This is a genomic window from Methylorubrum populi, from assembly GCF_002355515.1.
Classification (GTDB): domain Bacteria; phylum Pseudomonadota; class Alphaproteobacteria; order Rhizobiales; family Beijerinckiaceae; genus Methylobacterium; species Methylobacterium populi_A.
This window is the reverse complement of the sequence record NZ_AP014809.1, coordinates 2,301,240-2,326,087: the sequence shown is the minus strand read 5'-3', so window position 1 is coordinate 2,326,087 and position 24,848 is coordinate 2,301,240. Positions and strand designations below refer to the sequence as shown.

The following is a 24,848-nucleotide window of genomic DNA, read 5'->3' as shown; positions in this document are numbered from 1 at the left end:
CCCCGATCCGGTCCGAAATCCGGTGCCGGAAACGCCTTTTTCCCTTGTGGTCGGGGACACTCGGCCGTATATCGCGCCTGCCCAATTTCGCACGTGCCTGTGGCCGCGTGTCGGTTGGTGGGCATCCGGTCAACTGCCGGACAGCCGCCAGGGGTCTTAAAGGATCGATGGTCGCAAGGGTGGATCCCTACGGCCGGCATCCGGGTGGCGACACCAGACCCTAACAACAACCGGCAGCCGGAGGCGAAACCGGCGAACCCCGCTCTCCACGGGGGACGCAGCTTAAAGCAACGACGAACGGGCTTTTTTGGTCTCGCCGGCTCCTCCAAAGGCCGGCACCGAAGAGGCTTGTTTATCCTTGCCCGGCGTGCGGTTGGGGTTCCCCCATCCAATCCACGGCAGCTTCCGGGGTGCTACCTGCGCCCGCTGACCGTTTCGCGTCTCCAAAGCGCGAAGCGGAAGCGACGCATCGCCCCCAGACGCCGACGGCTCGCTTCCGGGCCGTCTCGATTCGATCTCGCGCCCGAGAGACGGCGCCTCGAACCTGTGGTGGGGACGACCAATGACCGATCGCATCCGCGATTACCTGCGCGCGCGCCGTGACCTCGGCCGGGACGAAGGTCCGGTGATGGTGCTCGACCTCGATGTCGTGCGCGACAACTACACGGCGTTCGCCCGTGCGCTCCCCGATACCCGCGTGTTCTACGCCGTGAAGGCGAACCCGGCGCCGGAAGTGCTGCGCCTGCTCGCCGAGATGGGCTCCTGCTTCGACACCGCCTCGGTCGCCGAGATCGAGATGGCGCTCGCCGCCGGCGCCACGGCGGAGCGCGTCTCCTTCGGCAACACCATCAAGAAGGAGCGCGACGTCGTCCGCGCGCTCAAGCTCGGCATCCGCCTCTTCGCCGTCGATTGCCAGGCCGAGGTCGAGAAGATCTTCCGCGCCGTCGGCGAGGCGGGCGTGGAGACCGGTGACGTGCAGGTGTTCTGCCGCATCCTTTGCGACGGCGCCGGCGCCGACTGGCCGCTCTCGCGCAAGTTCGGCTGCGAGCCGGAGATGGCGGTGAACGTGCTCGAGCACGCCCACCGGCACGGCCTCAATGCCTACGGCGTCTCCTTCCATGTCGGCTCGCAGCAGGCGAACACGGAAGCCTGGGACGGGGCGCTCGCCTCGGCCTCCGAGATCTTCCGGGAATGCGCGCTTCGCGGCATCGGCCTGTCGATGGTGAACCTCGGCGGCGGTTTCCCGACCAAGTACCTCAAGCAGGTCCCGGGCGTGGAGAGCTACGGCGACGCGATCTTCCGCGCGCTCACCAAGCACTTCGGCAACCGCATCCCCGAGACGATCATCGAGCCGGGCCGCGGCATGGTCGGCAATGCCGGCATGATCGAGGCCGAGGTCGTGCTCGTCTCCAAGAAGTCGGAGGCCGAGGACGAGGTGCGCTGGGTCTATCTCGACATCGGCAAGTTCGGCGGGCTGGCCGAGACCATGGACGAGTCGATCCGCTACGCGATCAAGACCGCCCATGACGAGGACCGCATGGCCCCCTGCGTCGTCGCCGGCCCGACCTGCGACTCGGTCGACGTGCTCTACGAGAAGAACCACTACCCGCTGCCAGTCTCCCTCTCGATCGGCGACAAGGTGTGGATCGAGGGCGCGGGCGCCTACACCACGACCTACGCGGCGGTCGCCTTCAACGGCTTCCCGCCCCTCGAGCAGATCGTGATCTGATCGGCCGACCGTGATCGGCGGTCCCGCCGCTTCCGCGGGGCCGCCTCGGTCAGGCTTTGTTCACGCCCATCGCGCCAGAAGAGCCCGCGCGTCTCACGAGACGTGCCTGTCGACGTGTCCCGGACGGCCCGCTTCCGCGCGGGTGCGAGGGCTGTTTCTTCCCGCTTGTCAGCGACCTGGGAGGGTACGGCCGTGATCCAGATCCGCGATGAAATCGCCGCCGACGTCGCAGCCCGCGAGCACCTGCTCGACGCCTGCTTCGGTCCGAGCCGTTTCCTGAAGACCTCGCAGCGCCTGCGCGAGGGCCGCCTGCCCGCGCGCGGCCTTGCCCTCTCGGCCGTGCGGGCCGAAAAGCTCGTCGGCACCGTGCGGCTGTGGGATGTCGAGACCGGCTGCGGCCGTCCGGCCCTGCTGCTCGGGCCGCTTGCCGTCGATCCGGCGCTCCAGGGCGCCGGGCTCGGCGGGACGCTGATGCGCACGGCCCTCGCCGCGGCCACGGAGCGCGGCCACGGTGCGGTGCTGCTGGTGGGCGATGCCCCCTACTACGCCCGGTTCGGCTTCGAGCGGGCGAAGGCGGATGGCCTCTACATGCCCGGCCCGTTCGAGCGCGAGCGCTTCCTCGGCCTGGAACTCAGGGCCGGGGCGCTGGCGGACGCGGAGGGTGTGTTGCGGGCGACCGGCGCGCTCGAAGCGCTGCCGGAGGTCGCGGTCGAGGTCGCCGCCGTGGCTGCGCGACGACACGCCGCCTGAGCCGGCAGTGGGGCTGAACGCCCCTGTCACATCATTAAAAGAGGGACGAACCGGGATGCCTGCCGGCGCACGCGCTCAGGCCCCCGGTTCGGTTCGCTGCATTGCGTCGGTACGGCAGCCGGACGGCGCCACGACGGACCCGCCTCAGCGATGACCGGGCCACGCGGTCGCGGAGAAGGACAGGCGGCTGACGCCCTCATGGAAGGTGCGGGCCTGATGGGCCGCCGAACGGCCGGCGCGAACGAGCGCGGAAAGGAGTGTGATGATGCCCGGATCGCGGTCGATCGCTTCGACTTCCGGATGGATGGACGGTGCGGTGAGGACGGTCAGCATGGCTCAGATCCCTTGTGCGTGCTCTCTGCCCCTGGGCGCCTCTCCCTTGTTGCACCGCAATATAAGCGTCTCCGCTGCCGCTGGCCTCCGACGCATCTTGGCCCCGGCTCTGCACCAATTGCATGGCTGAAGCCCGAGACCTTCACGATTTCGCAACATTCCCTTGATCGGGCCGGTTGACCCCAGGGCGCCGAACCGTCATCCGCTCGTCATTTCCAAGCATCAAAGCACGCCGCTCGCGTTTCGAGCGCAGCCCTGAGAAGGAGTGTCCGCGCCATGTCCGATGGTCCGCAGAAGGATTGGCCCGTCCACGGTCGCATCACCGGCCCGATCGTGATGATCGGCTTCGGTTCGATCGGCCGGGGCACCCTGCCCCTGATCGAGCGGCATTTCGAGTACGACAAGAGCCGCTTCACGGTCATCGATCCCGTCGACACCCATAAGGATCTGGCCGACAAGCACGGCCTGCGCTTCGAGAAGGTCGCGCTGACCAAGGAGAACTACCGCGACGTCCTCACCCCGCTCCTCACCGAGGGCGGCGGCCAGGGCTTCTGCGTGAATTTGTCGGTCGACACCTCCTCGCGCGACATTCTCGAACTCTGCCGCGAACTCGGTGCGCTCTACATCGACACGGTCGCCGAGCCCTGGACCGGCTTCTACTTCGACAAGGACCTGAGCCAGGCCGACCGCACCAACTACGCGCTGCGCGAGAACATCCTCGCCGCCCGCCGCGCCGCGCCCGGCGGCACGACCGCCGTCTCCTGCTGCGGTGCAAACCCTGGCATGGTCTCGTGGTTCGTCAAGCAGGCGCTGCTCAACGTCGCCAAGGACACCGGCTCCTCGACCCCTGAGCCGAAGACCCGCGAGGAATGGGCCGCGCTGATGCGCGAACTCGGCGTCAAGGGCATTCACATCGCCGAGCGCGACACCCAGCGCGCCAAGACCCCCAAGCCCCAGGGCGTGTTCGTCAACACCTGGTCGGTCGAGGGCTTCGTCTCCGAGGGCAACCAGCCGGCCGAGCTCGGATGGGGCACGCACGAGACCTGGAAGCCGGCCAATGCCGAGGAGCAGACCAAGGGCTCGCGCTGCGCGATCTTCCTGCTTCAGCCCGGCGCCGACACCCGCGTGCGCTCCTGGACGCCGACCGCGCAGGCGCAGTTCGGCTTCCTCGTGACCCACAACGAGGCGATCTCGATCGCGGACTACTACACGGTGCGCGAGAACGGCGAAGCGGTCTATCGCCCGACCTGCCACTACGCCTACCACCCCGCCAACGACGCCGTGCTGTCGCTGCACGAGATGTGGGGCAATGCCGGCAAGGTGCAGGAGCACCAGCACATCCTCGACGAGAACGAGATCGTCGACGGCATCGACGAACTCGGCGTCCTCCTCTACGGCCACAAGAAGAACGCCTACTGGTACGGCTCGCAGCTCTCCATCGAGGAGACCCGGCGGATCGCCCCCTACCAGAACGCGACCGGCCTTCAGGTGACGAGCGCCGTGCTCGCCGGCATGGTCTGGGCCTTGGAGAACCCGGAGGCCGGCATCGTCGAGGCCGACGAGATCGACTTCCGCCGCTGCCTGGAAGTGCAGACGCCGTATCTCGGCCCGGTCGTAGGCGTGTACACTGACTGGACCCCGCTCACCGACCGTCCCGGCCTGTTCCCGGAGGACATCGACCCGAGCGACCCCTGGCAGTTCCGCAACGTGCTCGTGCACGGCTAAGAGTGCCTCACAAAACTCCCGATCACCCGTCGCCCCCTCTTCTGGGCACGGCGGCGCAGCGGGAGTTTTGTGAGAGACACTCAGGCCGTTTCGACGCGAAGCTCTTCGAGGGCCGCCCTGTCCGGGGCGGCCCTTTTTCGTTATGGTTCAGGCCTTCGCACAGGAGGCTGAGCGATGGCTGTCGCCGCGCGTCGCGACACCCGCATGCGGGTCGCCGAGTATCAGGAATGGGTTGCAACCCGGCCGGACGACGAGCGCTGGGAACTGCTCGGCGGTGTGCCGGTGATGATGTCGCCTGCCAAAGGCCGACATCAGCGCATCGTCATGAACATCGCGAAACGTCTCGACGATCTCGCCGAGCGCCGGGGCTGCGGCGCCTATCCAGGCCTCGCGATCCTGAGCGAGGCCATGGACGACTACGCGCCGATTCCCGACGTGGTGGTGCAAGGCGGTGAACCGCCGGAAGACGGCTATACCAGCGATCCTCTGCTGGTCGTGGAGGTTCTCTCGCCGTCGACCCTCGTGCTCGACCGTGGTCGCAAGACAGAGTTCTATCAGAGCGTCCTATCTCTCGCGGTGCTTCTGCTCGTGCATCAGGACGAGGCGCGGGTGGAGGTCTGGCGCCGCGCGCCAGATTGGACGGTTCAGTTCGCTGGGCCTAGCGCGGTCATCGACCTGCCGGAACTCGGCGGCACGCTGAGTGTCGCGGACATCTATGCGCGCCTCACGCTCTGATCCTGCACCGCGTGCCGCTTGCTTGCCACTTGGGCGATGCTAGCATCACCTCCGTTTTCGGAGGCCCCTTGATGGCGCTCGCCCTTCGGCGCGACCCCGGCACGCGGGTGGCGGAATATCAGGTCTGGGCCGCCGACCGCCCCGACGAGGAGCGCTGGGAGCTGATCGACGGCGAACCGGCGCCGACGCCCCTCCCGAGCGAGCGGCACCAGCAGATCGTCGCGAACCTGGCAGTGAGCCTCTCCGACATCGCCCACGACCGCGGTTGCCGCGCCATTCCCGGCATCGCCGTACTGAGCCATGCCATGGACACCTTCGCGCCGATCCCCGACATGGTGGTGCGTTGCGGCCCGATGCTGCGGGACGGCTATGCCCGCCATCCCATCCTCGTCGCGGAAGTCCTCTCTCCCTCGACCATGCGCCGGGACCGCGGCCGCAAGACCGAATTCTACCGCAGCATCGCCTCGCTCAAACTCTTCCTGATCGTCTATCAGGACGAGCCGCGGGTCGAGGTGTGGCGGCGTGGTGCCGATGGCTGGACCTTCGAGGCCCACGGCCTCGACGGCGCGATCGGCCGGCCCGAACTCGGCGGCGACTTGGCCGTTGCCGAGATCTACGACGACATCGCCTTCTGACGACGAACCCGCGCGGAACCGGCCTTGCCCCATTTCGAAGACTACTACGCCAACAAGCTGCGCGGCTCGCTCGGAGTCACCGACGCGGAATCGGTGCTCGACCTGCGCGGGGCCAACCGCCCGACCGCGGAAGCCTCGCTGACCGACATGCTGGAGCGCAGCCGCTTCGCCAAGGGCAAGACCGTGGCGATCCGCCTCGACCCGCCGCCGGAGGGCGGGGGCGAGACCCTGTTCCAGCCGATCGGGCGCCAGCTCCTCGACGCCAAGCGCCGCGGCTGGATCGAGCGGCTCCAGACCCTGCCCGCCGGCGACGGGCTCGGCTTCTACGTGGCTTTGGCCGGCAAGCCCGACCGCGAGCGCGACTGACCCGGGATGGCTTGGAGCCGGGACGACAACGCCCTCGAACACCTCGCCCGCTTCGGCTACGGCGCCCGCGGCTTCGTCTACTGCGTCGTCGGGGCGCTGGCCGTGCTCGCCGCCTTGGGGCAGGGCGGCTCGGCCGGCGACAGCAAGTCGGCGATCCGCGCGGTGCTCGGCGGCCCCTTCGGCGCGGTCATCGTCGGGCTGATCGCCCTCGGCCTCGCGGGCTTCGCCCTGTGGCGCCTCGTCGAGGGGGCGACCGATGCCGACCGGCGCGGGCGCTCGGCGAAGGCGCTCGCCGTGCGCGGCGCCCACCTGATCAGCGCCGTGATCTATGCCGGCCTCAGCCTCACCGCGGCCCGCCTCGCCTTCGGCATCGGCCGTGCCTCCGCCGGCGGGGACGGGGTGCGGGACTGGACCAAGTGGCTGCTCGACCAGCCTCTCGGCCCCTGGCTCGTCGGGATCGTCGGGCTCGGCATCGTCGCCGCCGGCATCGGCTACGCCGCCAAGGCCTGGAAGGGCAATGTCAGCGAACGGCTCTCCCTGCCCGCCGGCTCCGAGACCTGGATCGAGCGGCTCGGCCGGTTCGGCTACGCCGCGCGCGGCCTCGTCTTCCTGATGATCGGCGGCTTCGTGCTCACCGCGGCCTGGACGCAGGCCTCCTCGGAGGCCACGGGCCTTTCGGGGGCCTTCTCGGCGCTGAGGGCGCAGCCCTACGGCTGGCTGCTTCTCGCCATCGTCGCCGCCGGCCATTTCGCGTTCGGCGCGTTCGGCCTGATCCAGGCGCGCTACCGCCACATCGATGCCCCGGATCTCGGCGATGCCAACGGGGCGGTCGCCAAAGCGGTCCGCGCCGCGCGTTGACATCCCTCTGGCCGGCGCCGATACCGCGCTCCGCCTGGAGCATCGGCCTTTGACTGGTAACCGGTATCCATCGTTCCGGCCGATGCTCTGACACAAAGCACCATGCAGAAGCGCACCTTCAAGACGGCGGTGATGGTCGTCCACGACCTCGCCGCGACCGCGGCGGCCGTGGTGCTGACCTTCGTCTTCCGCTTTCAGGACGGCGCCTTGGCCGAGCGCCTGCACGCGCTGCCGATCCTGCTGCCGCCGTTCCTGGCCTATGCCGGGCTGGTCTACGCGTGGTTCCGGCTCTACCGCACCAAGTGGCGGTTCGCCTCGCTGCCCGATCTCGCCGGCATCGTGCGCGCGGCCAGCGTCACCGCGCTGACGCTGCTCGTGCTCGACTACGTTCTGGTCTCCTCGAACCTCTACGGGTTCTACTTCTTCGGCAAGGTCGCCATCGCGCTCTACTGGGTGCTGCAGATCTTCCTGCTCGGGGGGCCGCGGCTGGCCTTCCGCTACATGAAATACGCCCGCTCCCGGCAGAGCCAAGCCCGGAGCGCCACCACGCCGACGCTGCTGCTCGGACGCGGCGCCGATATCGAGATCGTGCTGCGGGCGATCGAATCCGGCTCGGTCAAGCGCCTGTCGCCGAAGGGCATCCTCTCGCCCCGGGCGGACGAGGCGGGCCAAATGATGCGCGGCGTGCCCGTCCTCGGCGGGTTTCGCGACCTCGAACAGGTGGTGGCGGATCTTGCCAATCGCGGCCTGCCGGTGCGTCGGCTCGTGGCGACGCCGAGCGCGCTGGCGCCCGAATCCGAGCCCGACGACCTGATCGCCCGCGCCCGGCGGCTCGGCCTTCCGCTCGCCCGCGTCACCAGCCTCGGCGAGGGGATGCGCGACGCCGAACTCGCGCCGCTGGAGATCGAGGATCTGCTCTTGCGCCCCACGGTCGCCATCGACCGGCCGCGGCTCGAACGCTTCCTGACCGGCGCCCGCGTGGTGGTGACCGGCGGCGGCGGCTCGATCGGCTCGGAGATCTGCGCCCGCGCCGTCGCCTTCGGCGCCGCGGCGCTGCTCGTCATCGAGAATTCGGAGCCGGCGCTCCACGCTGTCCTCAACGGTCCGGCCCTGCTCCATGCCGAGGCCGAGGTGCAGGGCGCGCTCGCCGACATCCGCGACCGCGAGCGGCTGCACGCGATCATCCGCGACTTCCGGCCCACCTACGTCTTCCATGCCGCGGCGCTGAAGCAGGTACCCTATCTCGAGCGCGACTGGGCGGAAGGCATCAAGACCAACGTGTTCGGCTCGATCAACGTCGCCGAGGCCACCGTCGCCGCGGGCGCCCGCGCCCTGGTGATGATCTCCACCGACAAGGCGATCGAGCCGGTCTCGCAGCTCGGCGTCACCAAGCGCTTCGCGGAGATGGTGGCCCAATCGCTCGACGCGGAGCGCTCCGGCCCGCAGGCGACCCGGCTCATCGCCGTGCGCTTCGGCAACGTGCTGGGCTCGGCGGGCTCGGTGGTGCCGGTGTTCAAGGCGCAGATCGCCCGCGGCGGACCGGTCACGGTCACCCATGCCGAGATGGTGCGCTACTTCATGACCGTGCGCGAGGCCTCCGATCTCGTGCTCACCGCCGCCTCCCACGCCGACGCGGAGGGGCGCGGCGACACCGGCGACCAGCGCGCGGCGGTCTACGTGCTGAAAATGGGCCAGCCCGTGCGCATCCGCGACCTGGCCGAGCGGATGATCCGGCTGGCGGGCTTCGAGCCCGGTGCGGAGATCGAGATCCAGGTCACCGGCGCGCGGCCGGGCGAGCGGCTCAACGAGATCCTGTTCGCGAAGGAGGAACCGCGTGTCACGCTCGCCGGCATCGAGGGCGTGATGGCGGCCAAGCCCGTCTTCGCCGACCGCGCGGTGCTGGAGGGTTGGATTTTTCGCCTGCGCGAGGCGGTGGCGGCCGGCGACCGTGCGGCGGCCGACGCCGTGTTTGAGGAAGCGATCCCCGACTTCCGCAACCGGGCCGCGGCCATTCCGAACACGAAACCCGAGAGCATCGCGCCGCCGGCCGCAGCCACCGAGGCGGCGCCCGCCTGACGCTTGGCTCCGAGCCTCACGCCTCCTCGCCGTCGCGGCGGTCGAAGCGGGCGCGGGCCTCCTGAATCTCCGGCAGATGGGCGAAGGCCCAGGCGCCGAGCGCCTGAATCGGCTCCCGCAGCGAGCGCCCGAGATCGGTCAGCTCGTAATCGACCCGCGGCGGGATCGTCGGGAAGATCGTGCGCGTCACGAGGCCGTCGCGCTCCAGCCCGCGCAGGGTGAAGGTGAGCATCCGCTGCGAGATGCCGCCGATCATCCGCTTCAGCTCGTTGAAGCGCCGCGGCCCATCCCCCAGCATCATCACGACGAGCACGCTCCACTTGTCGCCGATCCGCGCGAGCACCGTGCCGACGAGGCGGCAATCCTGCCCGGAATGGTCGGGCGGCGGCGTACCGGTTCCCTCGATGTGCCCGGGTTCCAAGAATGTGCCTCCTTGCGCGCGGCTGATGGTGGTTATCTATAGCGCCTCGGTTCATTTCTGATACCGAGGATCAAACATGAAGCTCCTTCACGTCGACGGCAGCATCCTGGGGCCGCATTCCGTCAGCCGGACCGTCTCCGCCGCCATCGTGGACCGCCTGCGGGCACAGCATCCCGGTCTCGACGTCACCTACCGCGATCTCGCCGGGACGCCGCTGCCGCACCTCTCGGGCGCGGTTCTCGCCGGGGCGCAGCCCAACGCCACGAACACGCCGGACGTGCAGCACGACGTCGATCTCGGCCGGCAGGTGCTGGAGGAGTTTCTGGCAGCCGACATCGTGGTGATCGGTGCGCCGCTCTACAACTTCACCCTGTCGAGCCAGCTCAAGGCCTGGATCGACCGCATCCTCGTGGCGGGCGTGACCTTCCGCTACGGGCCGTCCGGGGCCGAGGGTCTGGCGGGCGGCAAGCGGGTCATCGCCGTCGTCTCGCGCGGCGGACTGTACGGGCCGGGCACCCCCGCCGCCGCGGCCGAGCACGCGGAGACCTATCTGCGCACGGTGCTCGCCTTCATCGGCATCACGGCGCCGGAAATCATCGTCGCCGAGGGCATCGCCCTCGGGGCCGAGGCCCGCGAGCGGGCGCTGGCCGGCGCCCTCGACGCCGCGGCAGCTCTCGAGGCCGCCTGAGGCCTCAACCGCCTGACCGCGCCAAAGCCGCGAGCCCGTCCCGCGACGCCTGCGCCGGCCGCCAGCCCAGGGCCTCCAAACCCTCGGCGCGGGCGACGAGCGAGCCCGACAGCCGGTCGAAGGCCGCCTCGCGACCGGCGGCGCGGCAGGCCAGCCCAATCAAGGGGACGGGACAGGGCAGCAGACCGGGTCCGCGGCCGAGGCCGGCGCGGAGTGCGGCCAGCATCTCGGGCAGCGTCAGCGGATCGGGATCGGCCGCGACTAGCGGGCGCTTCAGCGGGCCGGGGGCCTCCAGCACGGTAGCGACCGCGCCCGCGAGGCTCTCGACCGAGACCAGGGAGCGGCGCCCGGTCAGGCTCGCCAGCGGCAGCGGATAGGGCGTGCGGGCGAGCTTGAGCAAGGCCGCCATGTTGCCCTTCACCCCCGCGCCGTAGACGAGGACCGGGCGCAGAGCGACCCAGTCGAGCCCGGTCCCAGCCAGCGCCTCCTCGGCGGCGAGCTTCGAGCGCCCGTAGGCATCGGTCGGAGCCGCGGCATCCGCCTCCGACAAGGGCGCCGGGGCGCTCGAACCGGCCTGCGCCCGGATCGAGGAGAGGAACACGAAGCGGCCCACCCTCGCCCGCTGCGCGGCCTCCGCGAGCGTGCGGGTCGCCTCTGTATTGGAGTTACGAAAGTCGTCCTCCGGCGCGCCGGACATGGCGTGGGCGAGCCCAGCGGAATGCACCACCGCATCGACCCCGGCGAGGGCTGCGGCCATGTTCATCGGCCGCGCCAGATCGCCCACCACCGCGCCGCTCGCGCCTTCCGGAACCTCGACCGGCCGGCGCAGCAGCACCCGCACCCGGTAGCCCCGCGCCGAGAGCGACCGCAGCAGGTGGCGTCCGATGAAGCCGGTGGCTCCCGTCAGCGCGATCAGCTTTCCGCTCACCGGTCTTCCCCTTACGCCCTGCCGGTTACGCCCGATCGGCCCGCGGCGCCGCGAACCGGCGCAGCCGCCACCCGACGAGCCCCGCCGCGAGGACGAGGCAAACGAGCGTGACGGGCGGAGAGGTCCAAAGCAAGGTCACGCCCGCCAGCCCGGCCAGCGCCACCTGTACGGCGAAGACCGAACCGACCACCTCCGGCACGGAGAGGCCGTTGACCGTGGCGACCTGGTAGTAGTGGCTGCGATGGGCCTGCCACACCCGCTCGCCGCGCCGCAGGCGCCACAAGAGGGTGAGCGTCGCGTCGGCCAGCGGATAGAGCGGCAGGATCAGCGCGGCGGCCAAGCCGCCTTCTCCCGCGAGGCGGAACAGCAGCCACGCCACGATCAGCCCCACCGGCAGCGAGCCGACATCGCCCATGAACAGCCGCGCCACCGGCCGGTTGAACGGCGCGAAGCCGAGGAGCCCGCCGAGCAGGGCGCCTGCGACCAGGGTCGGCTCCGGCGCGTAGCGGCCGGTGAGGCCGAGGGCGAACAGGAAGGCTAACGGCGGCACGAATTCGGCCACCGTCATCCAGTCGAGCCCGTCCATGAAGTTGACGAGGTTCACGAACCAGAGGCCGGCGAGGATCGCGAAAACCCGCTCCAGCCAGAGCGGCGCATCGGGCAGAAGACGGCCCTCGGCGGTGAGCACCACGGCGGCGACCGCGCCGGCCTGGATCACGAGCCGGAGCGAGGCCGGCAGCGGCCGGATGTCGTCGACGGCACCGACCGCCGCGAGCACCAGCACGGCGAGCGCCAGCACCGGCAGTTCGGCCCCGCTGATTGCGATCCCGGCCGGCACGGCCAGGAGGGCGGCCGTGACCAGCGCGGCGGCGATGATCGCGATGCCGCCCCCTTGCGGGGTCGGCACCCGGTGGCTGGAGCGGGCGTTCGGCCGCGCCAGGGCGTAGCGCTGCAGCAGCGGCTTCAGCAGCACGATCAGGCCGGCGGAGAGAAGTGCCGCCAGGGGAACGATGAGGAGCGGAACGAGGGTCATCGGGATGCAAGACGGGGCGCAGCAGCCCTCCCCCCTCTGCGGGGGAGGGTGCCTGCGGAGCAGGCGGGAGAGGGGCAGCGCGACGCTGCCACTCTCGGTTGGCATCGCTCCAGCGGAGGCGGCCCTCCCCTCACCCGGCCCCCTTCGGGGGCCACCCTCCCCCGCAGTGGGGGGAGGGCTTTCACGCGGCGTCTTCCGATCCTTCGCATGGTCCCCGCTCTACTCGTCTCCATCCGCCCAAGCGAGACGGTTGCAGCCGATCCCAACTTGTTTTGGCCGCAAAGCCACGCGATCCGCGTGGCGCGGTCCTCCGAAAGAGCGGTGGGCGGGCCGCGCGTCCCCCGCCGGCTCGCCTTGCGGGGGCGGGGAGCCGCCGATACGACTTGGCCGCTCGCCTCCACCGCTCAAGCCGGCTGTCAAGAATCGCCCGTTGCGCACGCTTTCCCTGGCCCTCGCCCTGGCCCTCGCGATCCTGACGGCCGTGGCGGGCACCCTCGCCGGCCTCCTCGGGACCACCAGCCCCGCTCTCGCGGTTGAAGCCGTGCGCGTCACCCTCGACGCGCCCGCGATCGACCTGACGCCGATGATCGAGCGCTACCGCTCGGACGGTGACCTGATCCAGATCTCGACCGCGCCGGGCAAGGACGGCATCGTGCGGCGCATCGCGGTGAAGGCCCGTGAGGCCGGCGCGCGACCCGACTGGATGGTGTTCGCCCTCACCAACGACACCGACGAGCAGATCGACCGGCTGCTGGTCGCCCCGCATTTCCGCCTCGTCGGCTCCGGCGTGATCTGGCCCGATCTCGGCGGCTCGCGCATCGCCGCCATCACCGCGAGCGAGGGCATCCGCCCCGAGCGCGACGAGAGCCTCGACGCCGACCAGTTCCTGATCACCGTCGATCCCGGCACCACGGTCACCTACGTCGCCGAGCTCAAAGGTCCGAACATCCCGCAGGTCTACCTCTGGGACCAGGACGCCTACCGCAAGAAGACCTCGGGGCTGACCCTCTACAAGGGCATCATCATCGGCATCGCCGGGCTCTTGGCGCTGTTCCTCACCATCATCTTCGTGGTGAAGGGCGCGATCATCTTTCCCGCCGCCGCCGCGCTGTCCTGGGCGGTGCTCGCCTATGCCTGCATCGATTTCGGCTTCCTGCAGCGGGTGTTTCCCGTCACCGAACTCGCCGAGCGGATCTACCGCGCCTCGGCCGAGGCCGTGCTCGGCGCCACCCTGCTCGTGTTCCTGTTCGCCTATCTCAACCTGTCGCGCTGGCACGTGCGCTACAGCCACGTCGCCTTCTTCTGGCTGACCTTCCTCGCCGGCCTCGTGGCGCTCGCGGTGTTCGATCCGCCGGTGGCGGCGGGCGTGGCGCGCATCTCGATCGCGGCGGTGGCCGGCGTCGGCCTCCTGCTGATCCTGTATCTCGCCGTTCATAACGGCTACGACCGCGCCATCCTGCTGGTGCCGACCTGGCTGCTGCTGCTGGTCTGGGTGGTGGCGGCGGGCTTCGCCATCACGGGTCAGATCGGCTCCGACCTCGTGCAGCCGGCCCTCATCGGCGGCCTCGTGCTCATCGTCATGCTGATCGGCTTCACCGTGATGCAGCACGCCTTCGCCGGCGGCGGCCTGAGCCACAGCCTCGTCTCGGACACCGAGCGCCGGGCGCTGGCGCTGACGGGCGCGGGCGACATCGTGTTCGACTGGGACGTGCCCGGCGACCGCGTCTTCGCCGGCCCGGAGATCGAGGCGCAGCTCGGGCTCAAGCGCGGCACCCTCGAAGGGCCGGCGGCGAACTGGCTCGGCCTGCTCCATCCCTTCGACGTGGAGCGCTACTCGGCGGCCCTCGACACGGTGATCGAGGAGCGGCGCGGGCGCATCGTCCACGATTTCCGCCTGCGCTCGGCCGACGGCCCCTACGCGTGGTACCGGCTGAAGGCGCGCCCGGTGATCGGCACCGACGGCGAGGTGATCCGCATCGTCGGCACCATCAGCGACGTGACCGAGGCCAAGACCGCCGAGGAGCGGTTGCTGCACGACGCCGTGCACGACAGCCTCACCGGCCTGCCGAACCGCGAGCTGTTCCAGGACCGGCTGGAGGCCGCGCTGGCGCTGGCGAGCCAGGACCCGCGCCTCAAGCCGGCGGTGATCGCGCTGGACATCGACCGGTTCAAGGCGATCAACGACGCCATCGGCCTCTCGGCGGGCGACTCGATCCTGCTCACCCTCTCGCGCCGGCTCGGGCGGCTGCTGCGGCCGCAGGACACCCTGGCCCGTGTCGCGGGCGACGAGTTCGCGGTGATCCTGCTCTCCGAACGCGAGCCCGACCGCATCCTCTCGTTCGCCGAGATGATCCGGCGCGCCATCGCCACCCCGATCACCTACGCCGACCGCGAGGTCTTCCTCACCGTCTCCATCGGCATCGCCCTGCACGAGGCGGCGCAGGGCGCCAGCGGCCAGAGCACGGGACAGACGCGGCGCGAAGAAGTGTTCAAGAACGCCGAGATGGCGATGATCCAGGCCAAGCGCGGCGGCGGCGACCGGATCGAGGTGTTCCGCGCCAATATGCGGCTGGAGCGCTCCGACCGGCTGATGCTGGAGGCCGACCTGCGCAAGGCGCTGGAGCGCAACGAGATCAAGGTGCTGTTCCAGCCGATCGTCCGGCTCGAGGACCGCACTGTCGCCGGCTTCGAGACGCTGCTGCGCTGGGACCACCCGAAGCTCGGCCGCATTCCGCCCTCGACCTTCATGCCGGTGGCCGAGGAAACCGGCGTCATCGTCGGGCTCGGCAATTTCGCCATCGAGCGCACGGCACTGGAACTCGCCGCCTGGCAGCGCTCGCTCGACGTCGAGCCGCCGATCTTCGCCTCGGTCAACGTCTCCTCGCGCCAGCTGCTGCGCCACGACCTCCTCCACGACGTGAAGACGGTGATCGCCCGCACCGGCGTGCTCCCCGGCTCGCTCAAGCTGGAGATGGCCGAGGGGCTGGTGATGGAGAACCCGGAATACGCCGCCCAGATGCTCACCCGCATCCACGATCTCGGCGCCGGCCTCGTCCTCGACGATTTCGGCACCGGCTACTCGGCGCTCTCCTACCTCCAGCGCTTCCCCTTCGACACGATCAAGATCGACCAGAGCTTCGTGCGCCAGTTGGGCCAGGGGCGCACCGCCATGCTGCGCTCCGTCCTGCGGATGGGTCAGGAACTGGGGCTCGCCACCATCGCCGAGGGCGCCGAGTCGGAGGAGGATGCCCAGGGGCTGCAGGAACTCGGCTGCGACTACGCGCAAGGGGCGGCCTTCGGCGAGCCGATGACCGTGCTCCAGGCCCGCCAGCTCGTCGGCGCCGCGCCCGAGGCGGCGTGATCCCGCCGCCCGGCCAGGCCCAGATCTCACGATGAGGCGGACTCTCTAGCATCCGTTTAAAACTCCCTTAACCATGTTGAAGGAAGGTCCATCGGAAGTATTCGGGACGCCTCGTCGGCGCTCCCGCCGGCCTGAGGATGGACGATGATCGAGGCGACGAGACGCAGGAGCCCGGCCCTCTCCGGCAGCGCGATGCGGCGTCTCATGACACGCCCGATCCACGCGCACCTGGCCGGGACCGTGCCGCCGCGGGCGCTCGTCGCGGAGGTGCCCTCGGATATCGCGACGGACGCCCACGCGGACGCGCCGATGGCGGCTCCTGCCCTTCCGAATTCCGAGACAGGATCCGCGGACGCGGATCTCGCCCGTCTGCGCCTCGAAGTGGCGGTGATGAAGGCGGCGCTCGCCGCCGAGCGCCGGGAGAGCGAGGCCCTCCGCAGCAGCCTCGGCCTCGTGGACGCGGAGACGCTGGGCGAGGAGGCGCGGGCCGTGCGCGCGCGCTGGGCCGCCCTGGTCGAGCGCCTGATCCACGACGCGCCCTGATCCCCTTCTGACACTCTCATCCGATCGGAGCGGGTTGCCGCCATGCGTGCTCCCTCGAGCGCCCGTTGCTCGCTTGTCGTCAACGGCCAGCCCCTGCGGGTCTCCCCCGGCGACACCTCCCTGGAAACCGCCCTCGCCGACGGGGTGATCGCCCCGATGACCGGTTTGGTCGGCCAGGGCGCCGGGCCCGCCTCGCGGCGGCTGCCCGTCCGCGCCCGGCGGGCCGAAGCGGTGACGCTGTCCGTCCCCGATCCGGACGCGACGATCCGGCCCGTCAAGACGCCCGCCCGGAGCGCCGCCCGGACGCTCGCGCGCCGCACCGGCAGCATCGACGCGATCACGGCCCTGGCGCCGCGGGTCGTGCAGGTGGTCGCGACCCTGGAGCGGCGGCTTCCCTTCGAACCGGGTGATCAGGTCGTCGTCACGCTCGAGGGCGGACAGCCGGTCACGCTGACGCCGACGCTCGGCGTCGAGGGCGGGGCGGAGCTGAACGAACTCGTCTTCCACCTGCGCGGCGAGTGCGCGGAGGATCTCACCGCCCTGTTCGGCTGCGCGGTCGAGCCCGGCCGCGCGGTGAAGGTGAAGGGACCCGTCGGCAACGGCACCTATCGCCCCGGCGGCGGCCGCCTCGTGCTGGTCGCGGCGGAGACGGGCTTTGCCGGCATCTGGGCCATCGCCCGCGCCGCGCGCTACGTCGAGCCGGCCCGCGAGATCTGCCTGGTGATCGGCGCCCGCGATCCCCTCGACCTCTACATGCGCCCGTCGCTCGAATGGCTGCGCGCCACCGGCGTCTCCCGCATCACGCTGGCCGCCGACCGCCATCGCCAGCGGGCGCCCGACGTGCGCCCCGGCCCGCTCACCGCCCATATCCCCACCTTACGGGCGACCGACGTGGTGCACGCCTCCGGCTGCCCCTCGACGCTGGGCGCGGTGGAGGTTCTGGCCGCTGCGGCGGGTGCGCGGTACTATCCGATCCCGCTCGAACCGGGGGCTTGAGGGTCACACCCTCGCCGCGTGGTCCCTCTCTCGTCATCGGGATGGCTGATCGCGCGCCGTTTGGTGGGCAAGGCTCATGGATACGGACAGTTCGAGGGCGGACCATAGCTGTCCCTGCTGCCGCTGCCTCACACTCGACGAACGGGGTAGGTTCGAAATCGGCCCCGTCTGCTTCTGGGAAGACGACGGCCAGGACGACCGCGATGCCGACATCGTCCGCGGCGGGCCCAATCGAGGGCTGTCGTTGACCGAGGCTCGCCGGAACTACGCGACCTGTGGGGCCGCCGATCCCATCGACCTTCCTCACGTCCGCCCTCCGACCGCGTCGGAAAGGTAGCCTGCCGCAGCTGACGCGACTTGAAGACCGGCGGCGATGCGAGAGCGCGGTTCGGCCCCTGATCCGAGAACGAAAAAGGGAGCGGCCGATCCGGCCGCTCCCTTCTTTCATGACACGATCCTGCCGGCCCTCAGGCCACCTTCACCCGCCAGATCTCCTCGGCGTATTCCCGCATCGAGCGGTCGGAGGAGAACCACGCCATCCGCGCGGTGTTGAGGATCGCCGCGCGCCACCACGTCTCCGGACGCTTCCAGGCCGCATCGATCTCGCGCTGGACCCGCCAGTAATCCTCGAAATCGACGGTGGTCAGGTAGCGGTCGCCGTGGCGCAGCTCGTCCACGAGCGGCGCGAAGCGGCCCGGATCGTCCGGCGAGAAGGTGCCGTTGCCGATGGCGTCGAGCGCCGCGGCCAGCCGGGCCGAGGCCGCGATCGCCTTGGCGGCGTAGTCCGGCTCACCCACGCGGGCGAGCACGCCCTCGGCGTCGAGGCCGAAGATGAAGATGTTCTCCGCGCCGACATGGTCCTTGATCTCGATGTTGGCGCCATCGAGCGTGCCGACGGTGAGCGCACCGTTCAGCGCCAGCTTCATGTTGCCCGTGCCGGACGCTTCCATGCCGGCGGTCGAGATCTGCTCGGAGAGGTCGGCCGCCGGGATGATCACCTCGGCCAGGCTCACCGAGTAGTTCGGCAGGAACACCACCTTCAGCCGGTCGCCGATCTCGGGATCGTTGTTGACGACGTTGGCGATATCGCCCGCCAGCTTGATGATGAGCTTGGCCTGGACGTAGCTCGGCGCCGCCTTGCCGGCGAAGATCTTGACCCGCGGGGTCCAGTCCTTGTGCGGGGCCTGCTTGATCGCCTGGTAGAGCGCCACCGTCTCGATGAGGTTGAGGAGCTGGCGCTTGTACTCGTGGATGCGCTTGATCTGCACGTCGAACAGGGCCGACGGATCGACGGTGACGCCGGTGCGCTCGGCGATGACCTGGGCGAGGCGCTGCTTGCGGGTTTTCCGCATCGCCGCGTAGCGCTTGCGGAAGTCCGGATCCTCGGCGAACGGCACCAGCCGCTCGAGCAGGGTCGGATCGTCGAGCACACCCTCGCCCGCCGCCTGGACGGCGAGCGCCGTCAGCTCAGGATTGGCGTTGTGCAGCCAGCGGCGGAAGGTGATGCCGTTGGTCTTGTTGATGATCTTCTCCGGCTCGATCGCGTGGAGATCCTTGAACACGGTCGATTTAAGGAGCTCGCTGTGGAGCGCCGAGACGCCGTTGACCCGGCGCGAGCCGTGGAAGGCGAGCGGTCCCATGCGCACGCGCCGGCCGTGCGACTCGTCGATCAGCGAGACGGTGGACACGTCGAACGCCCCGCCTCTCGCATTCTTGCTCTGCTCCTCAAGGTGCAGCCAGTTGATCAGGTAGATGATCTGCATGTGGCGCGGCAGCAGCCGCTCCATCAGCTCAACCGGCCAGGTCTCCAGCGCCTCGGGCAGCAGGGTGTGGTTGGTGTAGTGCAGCGTGTTCGAGGTGATCTGCCACGCATCCTCCCAGGAGAGGTCGTGATCCTCCATCAGGATGCGCATGAGCTCCGGCACGGCGATGGCCGGATGGGTATCGTTGAGCTGGATCGCGGCGTGGTCGGGCAGCGAGCGCAGGGAGCCGCGCTCGGCCACGTGCCGGCGCACGAGGTCCTGAAGCGAGGCGGAGGTGAAGAAGAACTCCTGGCGCAGGCGCAGTTCCTGGCCCTCGGCGGACGAGTCGCTCGGGTAGAGCACCCGCGAGATCGCCTCGGCCCGGGCCCGCCCCGCCACCGCGCCGACATGGTCGCCGGCATTGAAGCGGGCGAGTTCGACCGGCGCGTCGGCCTCCGCCTTCCACAGGCGCAGGACGTTGACGTGTTTACCGCGCCAGCCGACGATCGGCACGTCGTAGGCCACGGCGTTCACGGTCTCGGCCGGGTGCCAGTGGCGGCGGATGTGGTGATCGCCCTGGCTCGTCATGGTGACGTGGCCGCCGAAGCCGATCGTGTAGGTCGCCTCCGGCCGGGCGAACTCCCAGGGGTTGCCCTCCGCGAGCCAGGTCTCCGGCGCCTCGCGCTGCCAGCCGTCTTCGAGCGACTGACGGAAGATGCCGTGGTCGTAGCGGATGCCGTAGCCGATCGCCGGGATCGACAGGCTCGCCATGCTCTCCATGAAGCAGGCGGCGAGCCGCCCGAGGCCGCCATTGCCGAGCGCCGCGTCGGGCTCGGCGCCCTCGACATCGGCGAGATCGACACCGAGGTCGCGAAGCGCCGCCCTGGTCGCCTCGACGAGGCCGAGATTGTTCATCGCATCCGACAGGAGCCGGCCGATCAGAAATTCGAGCGAGAGGTAATAGACCCGCTTGTCCGGCACGGTGCCGGCCTGCGCTCGGCCGCAGGCGTCGACGATCCGGTCGCGCAGGGCCAGCGCGGTGGCGGCGAACCAGTCGCGCTCGCGGGCGGCCTCCGGCGTCTTGCCGAGCGCGTAGACGAGCTTGGCGCGGATGTCCTCGCGCAGGGCCACGACGACGTTGCCGTCCACGTCTTGGCGCGGCTTAACATAGGTGGCGGCGGCCTTGACCGTCTTCGCCGATGAAGCGGATGTGTCCGAATCGCCATTTCTGACGAGAGCGGACGGAGCTTCGTTCAGCACCTCAGATTCCCCCTTCGTTGCAGCCGAAGCAGCTGATGCATGTCGGTTCAACGCAGATCCTGCCCTCTTCTTGCGGCGGCACGATGATCTGCGACGTGGCCTGTCGCCCTGCCACACCATGGTGTTGCCGGTGATCGGCCTTGTCGAGACACATCGCGACACATGCGTGCGAACATGTCGTTCGCAAGTCGTATGCCCACATGCCTGTGTCACCTTGGACACAACGCTCGCGCTTCGGCGCCGACCGGCAGGAGAAATGGCACCGAGCGCTTGAAGGCTTGCTGAACGGCCCTACGCCACCCTGATACGGCGCGTAGCCGCCGTCATCATCGCGGGAGGTCCGATGGGCGGTCCGGATTCTGGGACGAGCGGCTCCGATGCGACTTGGTGGCAGAGCGGGACAGTCTATCAGGTCTATCCGCGCTCGTTCCAGGACACGGACGGCGACGGCGTCGGCGATCTTCGGGGGATCGCGGCGCGGCTGGACTACCTCGCGTGGCTCGGGGTCGACGCGGTCTGGATCTCTCCGTTCTACCGCTCGCCGATGGCCGATTTCGGCTACGACGTGTCCGACTACTGCGCCATCGATCCGCTATTCGGCACGCTGGAGGATTTCGACGCTCTGATCGGCGAGGCGCATCGGCGCCGGTTGAAGGTGATCCTCGACTTCGTGCCCAACCACAGCTCGATCGAGCATCCCTGGTTCACCGAGAGCCGGGCGAGCCGCGCGGCACGCAAGCGCGACTGGTATATCTGGCGCGATCCGGCCCCCGACGGCGGCCCGCCCAACAACTGGCTCTCGAATTTCGGCGGCCCGGCCTGGACCCGCGATCCGGCCACCGGCCAGTACTACTATCATGCCTTCCTGCCCGAGCAGCCGGACCTGAACTGGCGCAATCCCGAAGTGCGGGCGGCGATGCACGACGCCCTGCGCTTCTGGCTGGAGCGCGGCGTGGACGGCTTCCGCGTCGACGTGATCTGGCACCTGATCAAGGACGAGGGATTTCGCGACAACCCGCACAATCCCGACTTCCAATCGCATCAGGCCGGGATCAACCGCTTCCATCAGGTCCATTCCTGCGACCAGCCCGAGGTGCTCGACGTCATCGCCGGGATGCGCGCGGTGCTGCGCGCCTACGGCGAGCGGGTGCTGATCGGCGAGATCTATCTGCCGATCGAGCGGCTGGTGACCTATTACGGGCCCGGGCTGACGGGGGCGGACCTCCCCTTCAACTTCCAGCTCATTCAGACGCCGTGGCGCGCCGACGCGGTGTCGGCCCTGGTGGCGGAATACGAGGCCGCCCTGCCCGAGGGCGGCTGGCCGAACTGGGTGCTCGGCAACCACGATCAGCCGCGCATCGCCGCCCGCGTCGGCGAGGCGCAGGCGCGCATCGCGGCAATGCTGCTGCTGACGCTGCGGGGCACGCCGACGCTCTATTACGGCGACGAGATCGGCCTCGGCCACGTCCCGGTGCCGCCCGAACGGGCACAGGACCCCTGGGGCCGCAACGAGCCCGGCCACGGCCGCGACCCGGAGCGCACGCCGATGCAGTGGGAGGACGCGCCGAATGCGGGCTTCACCACCGGCACGCCCTGGCTCCCGCTCAGCGGGGATGCGAACCGACGCAACGTCGACGAGATGCGCGACGATTCCCGCTCGATCCTGACGCTCTACCGCCGGCTCCTGTCCCTGCGCCGGGACCACGCCGCCCTGTCGATCGGGGATTGGCGCGGCCTCGCGCCGGCGTCCGATCTCGCCGTCGAGGTTTTCGGCTTCGAACGCTTCGCCGGTGATGAAACCCTGCGCATCCTGCTGAATTTCGGCAGCCGGGAATGGGCGGTGCCGCTGGCCGAGAGCGATGCCTGGACGATCCTGCTCTCGACCCGCTCCGGCCGGGCGGGCGACAGGGCGGAGGGCAGCCTCCGCCTCGGCCCGGACGAGGGGGTCATCCTGCGGGCGGCCGGGCGATGAGGTCCATCCGCCGCGGCGTCGTCGCGACTTCGCTGCGCTGCATCCGTCGCAACCGGCCGCAGCGGGCAAAAGTCCGGCTGCGCCGAGACATTCGCGCGACGCAGACAACCCATGATGGCAGCGCAGGCGGTCGCTCAAAAATATTGGTCTGAACGTGGCCTGAATTGTGCGATGCAACGGAACGGATTGCCTTCCGGAGCATTTCAATGCCGAGCGCAGCAGCGGCGGTACCCGCTTTTCACCAGCGGCGCGGGTGGTGTGGGGGCGAGTCGATGGCTTACGTGGATCTCGGTGCGCGTCCGGTCGCCGAGCCGCCATCCTCGATAGCCACCTTCGACCCCGATCCGAAGCTCGGCAACGCACTCCTTCCCCGGATTCTCTACGCCACCCCCGAGATGGCGGATTTCGTGAAGACCGGCGGCCTCGGCGAGGTGGCGGGCGCCCTGCCCCGGGCCCTGCGCCGTCACTACGATGTTCGCGTCCTCATCCCCGGCTACGCCCGGGTGCTCGCCGGCCTCGAGACCCTGACGACGATCGCCCGGCTCGGCGCCTTCGCCGGCGTGCCGGCCTGCGAACTCGGCTTCGGCACCACGCCGGACGGCCTCGGCGTCTACGTCCTCATCGCGCCCGACCTGTACGAGCGCGACGGCACGCCGTACGGCGACGCGGGCGGGGATTTCGGTGACAACGACCTGCGGTTCGCCCGCCTCAGCCGGGCGGCGGCCGAGCTCGCCGCCGGGATCGACCCGTTCTGGTCGGCCGACCTGCTTCACCTCAACGATTGGCAGACGGCGCTGGCGCCGGCCTACATGTCCTGGCTCGGCATCCGCCGGCCGAGCGTGCTGACGATCCACAATCTCGCCTATCAGGGCCTGTTCCACCGCGACAATCTCGGGCGGATCGGCGTGCCGGATTACGCCTTCCAGATGGACGGCGTGGAGTTCTATGGGCAGCTCTCCTTCCTCAAGGCCGGCATCTACCACGCCTCGCACGTCACCACGGTGAGCGAGACCTATGCCCGCGAGATCACCACGCCCGAGGGCGGCTGCGGCCTCGACGGCCTGCTGCGCACCCGCGCCGCGCAGGGGCGCCTGACCGGCATCCTCAACGGCATCGACGAGAGCTGGGATCCGCGCACCGACCCGCACCTCGCCACCCGGTTCGAGCCCGACGACTGGAAGGGAAAGCGGGCGAATGCCGACGAGGTGCGCAAACAGTTCGGCATGGCGGTCTCCCGCGGGCCGCTTTTCGCCATCGTCTCGCGCCTCGTGCATCAGAAGGGCATCGATCTCAGCATCAGTGCCGCGGAATCGATCGTCGCCGAGGGTGGGCAGCTCGTGGTGATCGGCCAGGGCGAGGGCCGGTTCGAGGAAGCCCTGCGCGACCTCGCCGGGCGCCATCCCGAGAATGTCGGCGTCCATGTCGGTTTCCGCGAGACGGAAGCGCGCCGCATCTTCGCCGGCAGCGACTTCCTGCTCATGCCCTCGCGCTTCGAGCCCTGCGGGCTGGCGCAGATGTACGCGCAGCGCTTCGGCTCCCTGCCGATCGTGCGCCGCACCGGCGGCCTCAACGATACGGTCGAGGACGGTGTGACGGGCTTCACCTTCGGCGAGGCCTCTCCCAGGGGTCTGGCCTCGGCGATCCGTCGTGCCTTCGAGACCTTCGGACAGAAGAAGCGCCTCAACACCATGCGGCGCAGCGCGATGTCCCGCTCCTTCGACTGGGACGGGGCGGCCCTGAACTACTGCAACCTCTACGCCCGCGCCTTCGGCAACCACACGGCCCGGCGGTGGAAGGCGGCCTGAGCGCCGGAGAAAGCCGGGTCTCGTGGGAACACCGCCTCACCGGAGGCGGTTGCCCGCAAAAGGTTGTCGCGTTTCCATGGCACGGAACCGAGCGTTCCGCGTTGAGCGTCCATGGACGCGACGGTGGCGCTCTCGCGCAGCAATCCTCTGATCCTCCGGCTCCGCCACGGCCCGGACCTCGACGCCGGGGATCGGGCCCTGCTCGCCGACCTCTCCAGGTGCCATCGCAGCCTTGAGCCGCAGCAGGACATCGTGCGCGCCGGCGACGTGGCCGCCGGCGTCCACCTCATCCTCGAAGGCTTTGCCTTCCGCTACAAGCTCATCGATGACGGGCAGCGCCAGATCATCGGCCTGCTTCTGCCGGGCGATTTCTGCGATCTGCAATCGGTTGTGCTCGGCCCGTCCGACCACTACATCGCCGCCCTGACCGCCTGCACCATCGCCGACCTCCCGCAGGAACGGGTCGATTCCCTGGTGTTCCGCGATTCCCGCCTCGCCCGGGCGCTGTGGTGGGCCACCCTCGTCGATGAGAGCATCCTGCGAGAGTGGCTCGCCAGCATGGGCCAGCGCTCCGCCGACAAGCGCATCGCCCACTTGTTCTGCGAACTCCTGCTGCGCCAGCAACTGGTCGGCGCCGCCGGGGAACGGGACTGTCCGCTGCCCATGACCCAGCCGATGCTCGCCGATATCCTCGGCATCACGACGATCCATGTGAGCCGCATCCTGCGCGACCTGCGCGTGGCCGGGCTGATCCGGCTCAAGGACCGCCGGCTGCATATCCCGGACGTCGCCCGCCTGCGGACATTCTGCGATTTCGATCCGACCTATCTGCACCTCGTCCGAGAGCCCGAGCTCGGAGTGGGCGGGGACGGGATAAGGCACGGGTCGTAAC

21 protein-coding genes are annotated in these 24,848 nt (G+C 69.8%); 16 read left to right on the top strand and 5 right to left on the bottom strand.

Going from position 1 to position 24,848, the window contains the following annotated elements:
* The first annotated feature begins 562 nt into the window (after positions 1–562).
* Both MPPM_RS10650 and MPPM_RS10645 read left to right on the top strand, forming a co-directional pair.
* Entirely contained in the window at positions 563–1,729 is a 1,167-nt protein-coding gene (locus MPPM_RS10650) for a type III PLP-dependent enzyme (protein ID WP_096485046.1), read from the top strand.
* A 192-nt stretch (positions 1,730–1,921) separates the two neighbouring features.
* A complete protein-coding gene (locus MPPM_RS10645; RefSeq protein WP_096485045.1) occupies positions 1,922–2,479 on the top strand; it encodes a GNAT family N-acetyltransferase in 558 nt (185 codons plus the stop codon).
* Between the two features lie 144 nt (positions 2,480–2,623).
* On the opposite strand, the gene MPPM_RS10640 is transcribed toward MPPM_RS10645, so the two are convergent.
* Positions 2,624–2,812: a hypothetical protein gene (locus MPPM_RS10640; protein WP_096485044.1), complete on the bottom strand. Its 189-nt coding sequence runs from the start codon at positions 2,810–2,812 to the stop codon at positions 2,624–2,626.
* Between the two features lie 276 nt (positions 2,813–3,088).
* Here MPPM_RS10640 and MPPM_RS10635 point away from each other — a divergent pair, with 276 nt between their 5' ends.
* From MPPM_RS10635 to MPPM_RS10610, 6 genes are all read left to right on the top strand, one after another.
* Positions 3,089–4,537 (top strand): homospermidine synthase, encoded by a 1,449-nt coding sequence (locus MPPM_RS10635; protein WP_096485043.1) that lies wholly within the window; start codon positions 3,089–3,091, stop codon positions 4,535–4,537.
* 174 nt (positions 4,538–4,711) lie between these two features.
* Positions 4,712–5,272, top strand: coding sequence for a Uma2 family endonuclease (locus MPPM_RS10630; protein ID WP_096485042.1), 561 nt, complete (start codon positions 4,712–4,714; stop codon positions 5,270–5,272).
* A 71-nt stretch (positions 5,273–5,343) separates the two neighbouring features.
* Positions 5,344–5,907, top strand: coding sequence for a Uma2 family endonuclease (locus MPPM_RS10625; protein WP_096485041.1), 564 nt, complete (start codon positions 5,344–5,346; stop codon positions 5,905–5,907).
* Between the two features lie 24 nt (positions 5,908–5,931).
* Positions 5,932–6,273, top strand: coding sequence for a hypothetical protein (locus MPPM_RS10620; RefSeq protein WP_017485396.1), 342 nt, complete (start codon positions 5,932–5,934; stop codon positions 6,271–6,273).
* 6 nt (positions 6,274–6,279) lie between these two features.
* On the top strand, positions 6,280–7,131 hold the full coding sequence (locus MPPM_RS10615; protein ID WP_096485040.1) for a DUF1206 domain-containing protein: 852 nt from the start codon (positions 6,280–6,282) through the stop codon (positions 7,129–7,131).
* Positions 7,132–7,233: 102 nt separating this feature from the next.
* A complete protein-coding gene (locus tag MPPM_RS10610) occupies positions 7,234–9,207 on the top strand; it encodes a polysaccharide biosynthesis protein (protein WP_096485039.1) in 1,974 nt (657 codons plus the stop codon).
* 16 nt (positions 9,208–9,223) lie between these two features.
* Here the strand turns inward: MPPM_RS10610 and MPPM_RS10605 are convergent, their stop codons facing one another.
* On the bottom strand, positions 9,224–9,628 hold the full coding sequence (locus tag MPPM_RS10605) for a winged helix-turn-helix transcriptional regulator (RefSeq protein ID WP_096485038.1): 405 nt from the start codon (positions 9,626–9,628) through the stop codon (positions 9,224–9,226).
* A gap of 76 nt (positions 9,629–9,704) precedes the next feature.
* Between MPPM_RS10605 and MPPM_RS10600 the strand changes: the two genes are divergently transcribed.
* A complete protein-coding gene (locus MPPM_RS10600; protein WP_096485037.1) occupies positions 9,705–10,316 on the top strand; it encodes an FMN-dependent NADH-azoreductase in 612 nt (203 codons plus the stop codon).
* 4 nt (positions 10,317–10,320) lie between these two features.
* Here MPPM_RS10600 and MPPM_RS10595 read toward each other — a convergent pair whose 3' ends face one another.
* Together MPPM_RS10595 and MPPM_RS10590 are read right to left on the bottom strand one after the other, a co-directional pair.
* Entirely contained in the window at positions 10,321–11,244 is a 924-nt protein-coding gene (locus MPPM_RS10595; protein WP_096485036.1) for an NAD-dependent epimerase/dehydratase family protein, read from the bottom strand.
* 25 nt (positions 11,245–11,269) lie between these two features.
* Positions 11,270–12,277, bottom strand: a complete 1,008-nt coding sequence (locus MPPM_RS10590) for an MraY family glycosyltransferase (protein WP_096485035.1) — start codon at positions 12,275–12,277, stop codon at positions 11,270–11,272.
* Between the two features lie 430 nt (positions 12,278–12,707).
* Here MPPM_RS10590 and MPPM_RS10585 point away from each other — a divergent pair, with 430 nt between their 5' ends.
* From MPPM_RS10585 to MPPM_RS29340, 4 genes are all read left to right on the top strand, one after another.
* Positions 12,708–15,638: an EAL domain-containing protein gene (locus MPPM_RS10585; protein ID WP_096485034.1), complete on the top strand. Its 2,931-nt coding sequence runs from the start codon at positions 12,708–12,710 to the stop codon at positions 15,636–15,638.
* A 144-nt stretch (positions 15,639–15,782) separates the two neighbouring features.
* Entirely contained in the window at positions 15,783–16,181 is a 399-nt protein-coding gene (locus tag MPPM_RS10580) for a hypothetical protein (RefSeq protein WP_096485033.1), read from the top strand.
* 42 nt (positions 16,182–16,223) lie between these two features.
* Positions 16,224–17,177, top strand: a complete 954-nt coding sequence (locus MPPM_RS10575; protein ID WP_096485032.1) for a ferredoxin reductase domain-containing protein — start codon at positions 16,224–16,226, stop codon at positions 17,175–17,177.
* A gap of 76 nt (positions 17,178–17,253) precedes the next feature.
* On the top strand, positions 17,254–17,514 hold the full coding sequence (locus MPPM_RS29340; protein WP_096485031.1) for a CPCC family cysteine-rich protein: 261 nt from the start codon (positions 17,254–17,256) through the stop codon (positions 17,512–17,514).
* A 130-nt stretch (positions 17,515–17,644) separates the two neighbouring features.
* On the opposite strand, the gene MPPM_RS10565 is transcribed toward MPPM_RS29340, so the two are convergent.
* On the bottom strand, positions 17,645–20,179 hold the full coding sequence (locus tag MPPM_RS10565) for a glycogen/starch/alpha-glucan phosphorylase (protein ID WP_096485030.1): 2,535 nt from the start codon (positions 20,177–20,179) through the stop codon (positions 17,645–17,647).
* Between the two features lie 343 nt (positions 20,180–20,522).
* On the opposite strand from MPPM_RS10565, the gene MPPM_RS10560 reads away from it, so the two are divergent.
* The 3 genes from MPPM_RS10560 to MPPM_RS10550 all read left to right on the top strand — a co-directional run bounded on the left by MPPM_RS10560 (position 20,523) and on the right by MPPM_RS10550 (position 24,847).
* Positions 20,523–22,151, top strand: a complete 1,629-nt coding sequence (locus MPPM_RS10560; protein ID WP_096485029.1) for an alpha-amylase family glycosyl hydrolase — start codon at positions 20,523–20,525, stop codon at positions 22,149–22,151.
* Between the two features lie 272 nt (positions 22,152–22,423).
* Positions 22,424–23,956: a glycogen synthase GlgA gene (gene glgA / locus MPPM_RS10555; RefSeq protein ID WP_096485028.1), complete on the top strand. Its 1,533-nt coding sequence runs from the start codon at positions 22,424–22,426 to the stop codon at positions 23,954–23,956.
* Between the two features lie 111 nt (positions 23,957–24,067).
* Positions 24,068–24,847: a Crp/Fnr family transcriptional regulator gene (locus MPPM_RS10550; RefSeq protein WP_096485027.1), complete on the top strand. Its 780-nt coding sequence runs from the start codon at positions 24,068–24,070 to the stop codon at positions 24,845–24,847.
* Position 24,848: the final 1 nt, after the last annotated feature.

Bases quoted from the DNA above. Each gene is read 5' to 3' on its own strand.
- MPPM_RS10630 (WP_096485042.1), top strand. From the start codon at position 4,712: ATGGCTGTCGCCGCGCGTCGCGACACCCGCATGCGGGTCGCCGAGTAT.
- MPPM_RS10560 (WP_096485029.1), top strand. From the start codon at position 20,523: ATGGGCGGTCCGGATTCTGGGACGAGCGGCTCCGATGCGACTTGGTGG.
- glgA (WP_096485028.1), top strand. From the start codon at position 22,424: ATGGCTTACGTGGATCTCGGTGCGCGTCCGGTCGCCGAGCCGCCATCC.
- MPPM_RS10575 (WP_096485032.1), top strand. From the start codon at position 16,224: ATGCGTGCTCCCTCGAGCGCCCGTTGCTCGCTTGTCGTCAACGGCCAG.
- MPPM_RS10625 (WP_096485041.1), top strand. From the start codon at position 5,344: ATGGCGCTCGCCCTTCGGCGCGACCCCGGCACGCGGGTGGCGGAATAT.
- MPPM_RS10650 (WP_096485046.1), top strand. From the start codon at position 563: ATGACCGATCGCATCCGCGATTACCTGCGCGCGCGCCGTGACCTCGGC.
- MPPM_RS10640 (WP_096485044.1), bottom strand. From the start codon at position 2,812: ATGCTGACCGTCCTCACCGCACCGTCCATCCATCCGGAAGTCGAAGCG.
- MPPM_RS10610 (WP_096485039.1), top strand. From the start codon at position 7,234: ATGCAGAAGCGCACCTTCAAGACGGCGGTGATGGTCGTCCACGACCTC.
- MPPM_RS10550 (WP_096485027.1), top strand. From the start codon at position 24,068: ATGGACGCGACGGTGGCGCTCTCGCGCAGCAATCCTCTGATCCTCCGG.
- MPPM_RS10615 (WP_096485040.1), top strand. From the start codon at position 6,280: ATGGCTTGGAGCCGGGACGACAACGCCCTCGAACACCTCGCCCGCTTC.
- MPPM_RS10590 (WP_096485035.1), bottom strand. From the start codon at position 12,277: ATGACCCTCGTTCCGCTCCTCATCGTTCCCCTGGCGGCACTTCTCTCC.
- MPPM_RS10635 (WP_096485043.1), top strand. From the start codon at position 3,089: ATGTCCGATGGTCCGCAGAAGGATTGGCCCGTCCACGGTCGCATCACC.
- MPPM_RS29340 (WP_096485031.1), top strand. From the start codon at position 17,254: ATGGATACGGACAGTTCGAGGGCGGACCATAGCTGTCCCTGCTGCCGC.
- MPPM_RS10600 (WP_096485037.1), top strand. From the start codon at position 9,705: ATGAAGCTCCTTCACGTCGACGGCAGCATCCTGGGGCCGCATTCCGTC.
- MPPM_RS10580 (WP_096485033.1), top strand. From the start codon at position 15,783: ATGATCGAGGCGACGAGACGCAGGAGCCCGGCCCTCTCCGGCAGCGCG.